The sequence below is a fragment of the Microcystis sp. 49638_E5 genome (assembly GCF_021300285.1).
Lineage (GTDB): Bacteria > Cyanobacteriota > Cyanobacteriia > Cyanobacteriales > Microcystaceae > Microcystis > Microcystis aeruginosa_C.
This window is the reverse complement of the sequence record NZ_JAJTDH010000147.1, coordinates 1-10,708: the sequence shown is the minus strand read 5'-3', so window position 1 is coordinate 10,708 and position 10,708 is coordinate 1. Positions and strand designations below refer to the sequence as shown.

The window sequence follows — 10,708 nt, the reverse complement described above, 5'->3', positions numbered from 1 at the left end:
TAATTTTTGCGTTAATCTTCTCTGTGGTTTGATTGCTTACTGTCACCAGCCGAAAAAACCCTCCTTGAAGATGGAATGGGCTTTACCCCCCGCTGCTTAACCCGAACTGGGGTTGAGTTAAGGATAGGTATAGCAACTTATTAAAAGTTGTCAAACATTAATTTACAAGGAGAATTTATTCTCAATTTTTATAATTGAGATAGTTTGTGTCGCTTAAATAAACAGGTTTTGATAACCAAATTAAGGCATATCTAAAGAGTTTTGGGTTAAAAGTCAAACTTTAGCTTTTTATTCAAAACAAATATACTAATTAACTAATTTTTTGGGGAAAATTAGTTAAGCTACCATTATAACATATAATTAATTTGCAAGGGTTATAATAAATAAATAGCTCTGTTTTTGCCAGATTAAAACCATCGGTTTTTGAGTGAAAGAAACGACTTTCGCTAATAACTATTTGAGTAATTACTTCTGCTCCCTAATCTAGGCTCACTATAATTTTGAAACAGGATTTAGTAAGTAGCAGGTTATAATTAAATTGAAGATAGAACCCCCCTTAATCCCTCCTTGATAAGGTGGGGGAACTGACAATTTTTAACACCTACCTACTTATAACATTCTCTAGGTTTGAATAACCCGCGTATCCATAGCAGTAAAAAATTTATTCTTTTCTTGTCACCGCTAAATTATGCTCGCTAACTCTCCTGTTCAGATAAATTTCTCCGAGAACAATTAATCCTAGAATCAGAGGTAAACTCAGCCATGCTCCTAGGTTTCCTAAGTAGTTAATACTAATAGCAATCAGGAGAGTTACCACCATATAAATAATTGCCACTTGTGGATGAGACAAGCCAGATTTTTGTAATCTTTGATAAAGGTGACTGCGGTGAGCTTGGAAGATATTTTCCTTTCTTAATAATCGACAAATCAGGGTATAAATAGCATCACCAATCAGAGGTAAAGTGATAGTTAAAGCTGACCAAGCCTGACTTTGATTGCCCTGGGCATTAAGTAAAACCATAGCGACAATTGCCCCTAAACTGGTGCTACCCACATCGCCCATAAAAATTTTCGCTGGCGACCAATTCCAGAGGAGAAAACCGCCTAAAGCTGCCACTAAAAGCCATAAAATTGGTTGCTGAAAATAGAGAGCGAGAAACCCTAATTGTACCGCCGTACAGCCAGCCACCAAGCCATCAAGACCATCCATAAAATTATAAAAGTTAATGATCGCGGTCAGGCCGATAATTGTGAGAATAAAAGCCAAAATTTTGCCGCCAAAACCCAAATCTAATAGCCAAGATTGGGGAAAAGCACCGAAAAAAGTGACCGCAACACTAGCGGAGGATAACTGCACTAAATAGCGAATACTAGAGGGAATACCGCGACGATCATCGAGAAGGCCGATAATAATTAAAGGAGTCAGGGACAACCACAGGGGAATAAGAGGTAGGGAAGGAGGAAGGAGAAAATAACTGAGGCCGCCGGTAAGAGCAAAAGCGACGACAAAACCGAGCCCACCTCCCCTGGGTGTGGGTTGACTATGGCTGCTACGCTCATTGGGAATATCTAACAATTGTTGGCTAAAACGTTGTTTAATCAGGGCAACCACCAGAAAACTAATCAGAAAACTGATGACTGAGAGTAGGGATAATAACATAGGGATTTTTGCACTCAGATTAATTATCGATCCTACGTTGTTCGGTGACAAAAAGTGCAGATATTGCCATCGTGGTTTTAGTCAGTGTCAGCATCCCACTTCCAAAGCTAAGGCGCTTCGGGTTTTGGGGAATATGATCAGCAATTTCAGGTTTAACCTACTCTCGATCGCTTTTTACCTGACTGATGCGACGAACGTTTAAAATATCGCTCATCAGCTTAATTTGACCAACACAGCGTTCAAATTGTTGCAGGTCTTTTACTTCAATTTTCAGGGAAATTAAAGCGGGTTTACCGAAATTAGTCTTAACTCCGGCATTGCGAACGTTAATATTTTGGTCACTTAAACGAGAGAGGATATCTTTTAAAACCCCAACGCGATCGATCACTTCAATCTGAATATTTACCGGATAAGTTTGATAACGTCCCTGATCATCTATAGGGTTCCAACTAACAGGAATTAAGCGTTCAGCTTCGGCTTTTTCCACATTCGAGCAGCCCTGACGGTGAATAACAATACCTTCCCCCGCGTGGGCGACTATACCAGTAATATTTTCCCCTGGTAAAGGACAACAACAACCGGCTAAACGATAGACTAATCCCTCCACACCGGCGATCGGTGATTTACTAACGGGTAAAGCCCTTTGAACGGGAGAAGGTGGTAGAATCAATTGGGAATCAGTCAGGACATCGGGCGGATTTTTGACCGTTAAAATTTCCTGTTGATTTTTAACTGTTTCTTGCAGACGATTAACCACATTTTTTAGGGTAACTTCGCCGTAACCTAAGGCCGCCAATAAATCATCTACTGCCACATAATTGCACTGTTTAGCCACCGATTGCATTCGTTCCGATTTCAGCAGGGCATCGAAGCCAGTTTTCCCCAATTCTTTCTCTAATAAATCACGACCCCGGCTAATATTTTCTTCTCGTCGCGATTTTTTGTACCATTGCCGGATGCGATTTCTGGCGCTAGGAGTAACGACAAAATTTAACCAATCTAAACTAGGGTGACTATTCTTGCTGGTGAGAATTTCCACCAGATCACCATTTTGCAAGGGAGCATCAAGAACTGACCATTTACCATTAATTCTTGCTCCTTTCATCTGATTACCTACTTCACTATGAATATGATAGGCAAAATCTACCGGTGTTGCGCCTTGGGCCAGGGCTACCACATCACCTTTGGGGGTGAAAACATAGATATCTTCTTCAAAAAAATTATTTTTCAGACCATCCATGTATTCTTGACCATCTTTAAGGTCTTTTTGCCAGTCAAGAAGATTACGCAGCCAAGCGAATTTTTCATCCGCAGCGGTTAAAGTTGTTTGACTAGAACCGGTTTCTTTATACTTCCAATGGGCTGCAATCCCGTATTCAGCAACATGGTGCATTTCTAGGGTGCGAATCTGCACTTCTAGGGGGAATTCTTTGCCTTGATTGTGCATTTTATGATAAATGCCGTAGAGATGTTTGGGGCGACCCTGTAAATCAAGAACTTTTATGCCAATTTCTTGCAATTTTTCCCGCAATGTGTTGGTGACGGTTTCGATGCGGGCCTCTCGATCGATACGTTTTTCCGATACCAATAACTGCACGGCGCGATAAGCATCGGGTTCGAGGTATTTAAAGCATAAATCCTCTAATTCCCATTTAAATCGCCCAATCCCTAAACGGTTAGCCAGAGGAGCAAAGATTTCTCTAGTTTCGAGGGCGATGCGTTGCTGCTGTTGCGGGTTGAGGTGTTCGAGGGTTTGCATATTGTGCAGGCGATCGGCTAATTTGACCACGATGACGCGGATATCTTGAGCCATCGCCAGGAACATTCGGCGAAAATTCTCAGCCTGCCGTTCAGTTTTGCTAGAAAAGTTGAATTTGGAGAGTTTTGTCACCGCTTCCACCAAATTACGCACCTCAACACCGAATCTAGCCTCGATTTCTTCGGGGGTGACTTCCGTATCTTCCACCACATCGTGAAGGAATCCCGCCGCGATCATTGCCCCATCACCCCCCAGATCCCGCAGTAATCCCGCTACAGCTATGGGATGGGCGATATAGGGTTCCCCAGATTTGCGATACTGGCCCTCGTGGAGTTTGTGGGCGAAATTAAAGGCCCGACAGATTAAATCGCTATCGGGATTCTGGGGGTCGTTTTCGTAGGTAATTAGGCATTCTTTCAGCCAATCGGGTAAAACTAACGCTTTTTTCGGTTCCGTGGCCCGGGGAAGGGCGGTGAGGGTTTCTGGTTGGATGGCAGTGATGGCGTTCATGGTTAGATCGGGGGGATAATAGGGGGGGGAGGAGACGGATAACTAGAAAACTATTAGGCCGAAGGGATGGCAGATTACTTAACTCTCTAACACTGGCATCGGATCGATCGGCGAAAAGGACGCGATTCTTTTAAGTTTTTGTCTCTGGTCGGGAGGAGAGAGGACTTGCAACCGTGACGGCAAATCGTTAATCTTATGTAACAAATTCTAACGCGCTTTGTATTGGATGCTACCGACAAATTACCATCAAGCCTACAAATCTTTGTTAAGAAAACTGGAGGATTTCAGTCTTGCCCTCCTAGATGGGGATGCTTCCACGGGGTTACAATCTTTTCAAGCTTTACAAACCTGTCTAGAGGGGGAGATATTGTCACTAAATGATGACAATTTCAGCCCAGAGGTGGCTAATCGTTGGCGCACGGTCCAGACGGAACTATATCGATCCTGGCGATTGCTGGAGACGGATTGGTTATTTTTGGCCTCGGCCCGGCAAGGACGGGAGAAGCGTTTACAGATAATTAGCGAGCGAGTGGCGACTTTAAAGGGGTATTGTCAGGTTTTGTTAGGGGCAGTTGTCGATTAGTGATTAAATACTCGATCGCCGTTTGTGTGGCATACTTGACCCTAAGTAGGTAGGCGTTAAAAATTATCAGATGCCCCCCCTTATCAAGGGGGATCCCCCCGCCTATCGGCACCCCCCTTATCAAGGGGGGCAGGGGGGATCGGCAAGGGGGATCCCCCCGCCTATCGGCACCCCCCTTATCAAGGGGGATCCCCCCGCCTATCGGCACCCCCCTTATCAAGGGGGATCCCCCCGCCTATCGGCACCCCCCTTATCAAGGGGGGCAGGGGGGATCAGAGGCAAAATCTATCTTCGATTTAATTATAACTACTTACTTAAGTCCTAACTTTTATCGTTACCGCTCGCGTCATGTTGGAAATTAAAGACCTAAAAATTGCCTACCCGACAGAATTAAGTTCTCCCTCTTGGGCGATCGATGGGGTATCTTTTAGTATAGGCAAAGGGGAAACTCTGGGATTAGTGGGTGAATCTGGTTGTGGAAAATCGACCATCGGTAAGGCTATTTTAAGGTTATTACCTAATCGCACTCACGTGGAAGGTGAGATTACATTTGAAGGGCGATCGCTTTTATCTTTATCTAGCAAACAGTTAGAAAAGTTTCGCGGGGAAGCGGTGGGATTAGTGTTTCAAGATCCGATGACGCGACTAGATCCGCTGATGACTATTGGCGATCATTGTGTGGAAACTTTGCAAGCCCATCGAGGAAATTTAACCTATCGTCAAGCTAAAAGTCAAGCTTGTACTGTCCTAGAAAAAGTGAAAATTCCCGCTAATCGTTGGTCCCAATATCCTCACGAATTTAGCGGGGGAATGCGGCAAAGAGTGGCTATTGCTTTAGCTTTATTATTAAACCCTAAGTTAATTATTGCCGATGAACCCACCACCAGTTTAGATGTGACGGTTTCGGCGGAAATTCTGCGGGAATTAAAGCGTTTATGTAGCGAGGAACAGATGGGATTATTGTTAATTTCCCATGATTTAGCGCTGGTGGGAGAATATTGCGATCGATTAGCGGTGATGCAGGGGGGCAAAATTGTTGAATCGGGAGCGGTAAAAACAGTTTTTAATACACCTGAACACCCCTACACTCGTTCTCTTTTGGCCGCCGCTTTACACCTACAGCTGCGGGAGGAAAAATTAACAGCAATTCAAGGTAAAGAAACGGTGTTAAAGGTGGATAATTTAAAACAGTATTATACCCTAGAAGGTAACTTTTTAGATGGTTTTTTAAAAAAAGAAAAGAAATTTATTAAAGCGGTGGATGAAGTCAATTTTGAACTGTATCGAGGGGAAATATTCGGTTTAGTTGGGGAGTCGGGATGTGGGAAAAGTACCCTATCGCGAACCCTATTACAGTTAATTAAACCCACCGGGGGAAAAGTGGAATTTTTAGGAGAAGATTTAACCCCATTGTCGGGGGAAAAAATGCGTCCCAAACGGCGCTTAATGCAGATGATTTTTCAGGATCCCCTCGCTTGTCTCAATCCTTTAATGACGGTGGGAGAAAGTATCGCCGATCCGCTTTTGATCCATCAAAAAATTAGTCTAGAAACCGCTAAAAAACAGGTTTTAGAAATGTTAGATCGAGTCGGTTTAACACCGGTAGAGGAATTTTATCGACGCTATCCTAGGGAGTTATCGGGGGGACAACAGCAAAGGGTAGCCATTGCTCGCGCTTTAATTACTCGTCCGGAATTAGTTATTTGTGATGAACCGGTTAGTATGCTCGATGCTAGTGTTCAGACACAGGTTTTAGAGTTAATGTTAGAGTTACAAAAGTTATTTAATCTCACTTATTTATTTATAACTCATGATCTTTGGTTAGCGAGATTTCTCTGCGATCGAATTGCGGTGATGACTGCGGGTAAAATTGTTGAAATGGGTGACACTGAACAGATTTTTAGCCATCCCCAACACCCCTACACTCAAAAATTAATCGCCGCAGCTCCGAGAATTTATCCCGACAGCAACTAAAATCGCTCTAGGGGTTTATAATTGTTATTGTCTAGATATGGTTAGGAAAGACAAAATGGCCAGACAACTTCAGATAACTCTCCCTGAAGATACCATGCAACTTCTCGATCGATGGTTGACAAGTAGTGATTATCCTGAAAAAGAATATAATAATTTAATTAATGAAGCGATTAAATTATATATTATGGAACAACAGAGAAACTACCTCAAGCAACAAAACAATTAAAGGAAGGAGCTATTGTTAGAGCAGAAAGAGATTTAAATTTAGCACAAGATTGGTTTTCTCTAGAGGAGTATTTATGGTAATAATGATTATTTTTAAAGTTAAAAAACTGCTCAAAAAATTTGTCTTTAGTCTCCAAGAGGAAGGATGGAAACCAGCACTCAAAAAGACGAAACGAAAAATTATTAAAATTCTTACGGGAAAGAGTTCTTCTGAATTTGAAGAACAGGTGATCGAAAGTGCTAAATTAGCCGAACCCCGGCCCCTAGAAATTGCCAGTAGTGACAATCCTTTAGTCTCGATTATTATTCCTGTTTATAACCAATTTGCCTACACCTTTAACTGTCTGGAATCCTTGAGTGTTAACCTAAGTTCTGATTTAGCCTATGAAATAATCATTGTTAATGATGCTTCCAGCGATGAAACCTTAGAACAATTAGCCACTTTAGTTAAAGGAATTAAAGTATTAACTAATGCAGAAAACTCTGGGTTTATTCGTTCCTGTAATTATGGGGCTAGTCAAGCAAAAGGTCAATACCTATACTTTCTCAATAACGACACTCGTATTCTGGAAAATTGTCTAGAAAGTTTAGTAAAATTAATTATCAATAATCCCCAAGTTGGTGCGGTGGGTTCTAAATTAATTTATGCTAATGGTAAACAACAAGAAGCGGGGGGAATTATCTGGAATTCTGCCGATGGTTGGAATTATGGACGCTTAGATAGTCCCGAGGAACCTGAATATAATTATGTGCGTCCCGTGGACTATTGTTCGGGGGCCAGTTTATTAGTTCCTACGGATTTATTTAAGCAACTAGGTGGTTTTTGTCAAGACTTTATCCCCGCGTATTACGAAGATACAGACTTATGTTTTGCCATCCGAGAATTGGGTTATCAAGTCCTCTATCAACCCCAATCTAACGTCATTCACTACGAAGGAATCACCTCGGGAACAGACCTTTCCAGTGGGACAAAACAATATCAAGTTATTAATCAAACTAAGTTTCGAGAAAAATGGTCAAAGGTATTAACTAAACACCTAGATAACGATGCTAATAATGTCCCCAAAGCTGCCCGACGTTTACAAGGAAAACCGACAATTTTAGTCATCGATTCCTACGTTCCACTATACGATCGAGAATCCGGCTGTGTGCGTTTATTAAATATTCTTAAGCTACTGCTCAATTTAGGCTATTCAGTGATTTTCTTTCCCGATAATGGCTATCCTGAACAACCCTATACTTCTGTACTGCAACAGCTGGGAATTGAGGTTATTTATGGCACAGCGCAAAGATATAATCTAGAAGAAAAATTAATCAAATATTTACCCCTGATCGATGGAGTTTGGTTGTGTCGTCCCGAATTGTGCGATAAATATATGGATTTAATTCGCTTAAAAACAAAAGTGCCAATTATTTATGATACAATTGACCTACATTTTCTACGTTTAAAACGACAAAAAGACTATCTCGATCCCAGTTACCAAAATACTAGCTGGAGTTGGCAAACCTATCAGAAATTAGAGTTAAACTATGCTAATCAAGCGGAAGCAACCGTATTAGTAACGGAAGACGAAAAACAGGTTTTATCCTCTTTGGGAGTGAAAAATGTTTGGGTAATCCCCAATATCCATGAAGAAATTTCCCTGTCAGAAAAAGTTGCCTTTGACCAGCGATCGGGTTTAGTATTTATTGGTAGCTATAATCACCCTCCTAATATTGATGCAGTTAAGTGGTTATGTTTAGAAATTATGCCCTTAGTTTGGGCATCCCGTCCCGATATTACCGTTAATTTATTGGGAAGTAACCTCAAGGATGAAGTAAAAGAATTAGCCAATGATCAAGTGATTGTTACCGGTTATGTTCCCGAAGTAGAACCCTATTTCCAAAAGAGTCGCATTTTTGTCGCTCCCCTGCGATTTGGTGCGGGAATGAAGGGTAAAATAGGTCAAAGTCTTTCCCTAGGATTACCCACTATTACCACAAAAATTGGTGCCGAAGGTATGGGATTAATTGACCACCAAGATGTTCTAATTGCCGATACTGCCGAGGAATTTGCCCGCGCAGTGATCGAACTCTATGATCATCGGGAATTATGGCAAAAACTCGCTGATAATTCCCTAGAAACTATTAAGAGATATCAACCCGCTACCGTGCAAACTAACCTACAAGCTTTGTTATCGAATCTAGGAATTGTTGCTAAGGATAGTTAATAAGAATAAAGCTCATTTCTCCCACAGGTCTATAATTTTGCCGAATTAAAAACCTATTTTGACCAAATTAACCCCGAAAACGACGATTTGTATTGACGAATTTTCTAAGATAAGCTAGACTGAACCTAGACAAAAATTCAGACGGTGATTAATGAATAGTTATTGTTTTTGCGGTTTAGCTCTCGGCAAAAAGTATCGTTCCTGTGCAGTCAACGTAGCGCGGGATCTGGAAAAATACCATCCCGGTATTCAATATCTAATATTGACTGATGAGCCAAGGGATTTTCAAGATTTAAGTAACGTAATTGCCATTAAACATATTCAGGATAGTATCATGTTTCCCTATAATGACAGGCGTTTTGCTATTGAGAAAGCCTTAGAACGCTACGACATGACTATTCAAATTGATACGGATATTCGATTAATAAAATCCTTAGTGTTTCCTGAACAATTTAATAATCTTGACGGAGTTTTCGGCACAATCAAGAATCTAAAAGCTCATTTAACTCGTTATCAACCCGAAAATATTCCTTATTATGAGAAAGTGGCGCAGAAGTTGGATATAGATTTTGAAAACGCTCCCTATGTTGGGGAATTTATCTTTGCTGTCGGAAAAAATCGCAAAAAAGAAGAAGAATTCATTTATTATTGGGGAATAATTGCCAAATATTTAGAAATACACCGCCTTCATGGTGCAGATGGTCCAGTAATGGGGTTAGCCGCGGCGAAAGCAGGTTTACCTACTTATCCTAGCGAATGGTCTGACATGATCGAGCGTGAATTTGTCGAACATCTTAAGTTTTCCTCTGGTAAAAACAAAATTCAAAAAAGCGACTGGGAAAAGTTAAAGTTTCGTGTGGCCTATCATTATCGCTTAAATAAGCAGAGAATATTAGCCTTAAAAGATTTTAACTTCTATTACAATGATTAATGCTACGGTATATAGCATTTATCTTAATGGTAAAGTACAAAGTTTTCGTTTTCGGGAGTCAGGATCCAGTCTTCGGTCGTCGATACCAAATTAGGTCATACTTCATCTTTATAAGAAACGCCGTAAGTTTTATTACAGGATTCAGCATTTGTGCTTCTTTTACTGTAGTAATTTTTAGACTTCTGCTAATTTTAATAACCTCAATAAAGCGTTCCCCGGTTTTACCTGGGAACGCAATGTGGGAGATATTTCTCCTAACTCTTTCAATAATAATTAAACAACAGTAAAGAAACTACTTACTGGTGTAATATTTCCGAAACCGGGTAAAGTACCGCTCAATACAGTGATATTTACCAATAAATCATTGGTGGATGACAATGTCGCAGTGCTATCATTGATAAATAGGTAAGTTCCAGCGATCACACCGCTAGTTACTTGCACTAATGCAGCGCTACTGGCGCCTAAAGCTTGATTACCAGCCAATAATCCATTTGCATCAGTAAATACCTGAGTCGCTAAGGCCGTTGTGGTAGTAGCAGTGCTATTAGCAGCGCGAGTAAAACTAACCGGCAAGAATGATAAGCCGATTGTATCAGCATTGGCGGGATTGATGGTATTGATGGTAAAATCGGTGATCTGATCGGGATTAGATATGGTAGATTGTCCAAATTGAAAAACGAAGATATCTGCATCTGCATTACCAGTTAAGGTGTCAATGCCAGAACCGCCATTCAAGATATCCTTACCTAAACCCCCATTAATAATGTCATTACCAGCGTTACCCGAAAGGATGTTAGCTTGGCCATCACCAGTAATCGTGTCACTTTGATTAGTGCCAATAACATCATCAAAATTG

The 10,708-nt window shown here is 41.1% G+C and carries 8 protein-coding genes and 1 pseudogene; 6 read left to right on the top strand and 3 right to left on the bottom strand.

The window, feature by feature from the left end; translation table 11 throughout:
• Nucleotides 1-100 (top strand): annotated as a pseudogene (locus LW728_RS23320) (IS982 family transposase); the annotation flags it as partial.
• A 561-nt stretch (nucleotides 101-661) separates the two neighbouring features.
• On the opposite strand, the gene LW728_RS22495 reads toward LW728_RS23320, so the two are convergent.
• Nucleotides 662-1,660 (bottom strand): MraY family glycosyltransferase, encoded by a 999-nt coding sequence (locus LW728_RS22495; RefSeq protein WP_004267966.1) that lies wholly within the window; start codon nucleotides 1,658-1,660, stop codon nucleotides 662-664.
• 157 nt (nucleotides 1,661-1,817) lie between these two features.
• Nucleotides 1,818-3,929: a RelA/SpoT family protein gene (locus LW728_RS22490; RefSeq protein ID WP_287768399.1), complete on the bottom strand. Its 2,112-nt coding sequence runs from the start codon at nucleotides 3,927-3,929 to the stop codon at nucleotides 1,818-1,820.
• 226 nt (nucleotides 3,930-4,155) lie between these two features.
• On the opposite strand from LW728_RS22490, the gene patD reads away from it, so the two are divergent.
• The 5 genes from patD to LW728_RS22465 all read left to right on the top strand — a co-directional run bounded on the left by patD (nucleotide 4,156) and on the right by LW728_RS22465 (nucleotide 9,852).
• Nucleotides 4,156-4,512 carry a heterocyst frequency control protein PatD gene (gene patD / locus LW728_RS22485; RefSeq protein ID WP_004267970.1) on the top strand — a complete coding sequence of 119 codons (357 nt, stop codon included), beginning with the start codon at nucleotides 4,156-4,158 and terminating at the stop codon, nucleotides 4,510-4,512.
• 348 nt (nucleotides 4,513-4,860) lie between these two features.
• Nucleotides 4,861-6,486, top strand: coding sequence for a dipeptide ABC transporter ATP-binding protein (locus LW728_RS22480; protein WP_287768396.1), 1,626 nt, complete (start codon nucleotides 4,861-4,863; stop codon nucleotides 6,484-6,486).
• A 55-nt stretch (nucleotides 6,487-6,541) separates the two neighbouring features.
• Complete coding sequence (locus tag LW728_RS22475) at nucleotides 6,542-6,712, top strand: hypothetical protein (protein WP_004267975.1); 171 nt, start codon at nucleotides 6,542-6,544, stop codon at nucleotides 6,710-6,712.
• Between the two features lie 73 nt (nucleotides 6,713-6,785).
• On the top strand, nucleotides 6,786-8,921 hold the full coding sequence (locus tag LW728_RS22470; RefSeq protein WP_287768394.1) for a glycosyltransferase: 2,136 nt from the start codon (nucleotides 6,786-6,788) through the stop codon (nucleotides 8,919-8,921).
• Between the two features lie 151 nt (nucleotides 8,922-9,072).
• Nucleotides 9,073-9,852, top strand: a complete 780-nt coding sequence (locus LW728_RS22465) for a hypothetical protein (protein WP_004267978.1) — start codon at nucleotides 9,073-9,075, stop codon at nucleotides 9,850-9,852.
• Between the two features lie 273 nt (nucleotides 9,853-10,125).
• On the opposite strand, the gene LW728_RS22460 is transcribed toward LW728_RS22465, so the two are convergent.
• The coding region (locus LW728_RS22460) for a bluetail domain-containing putative surface protein (protein WP_287768393.1) at nucleotides 10,126-10,708 on the bottom strand (583 nt) is incomplete at its 5' end.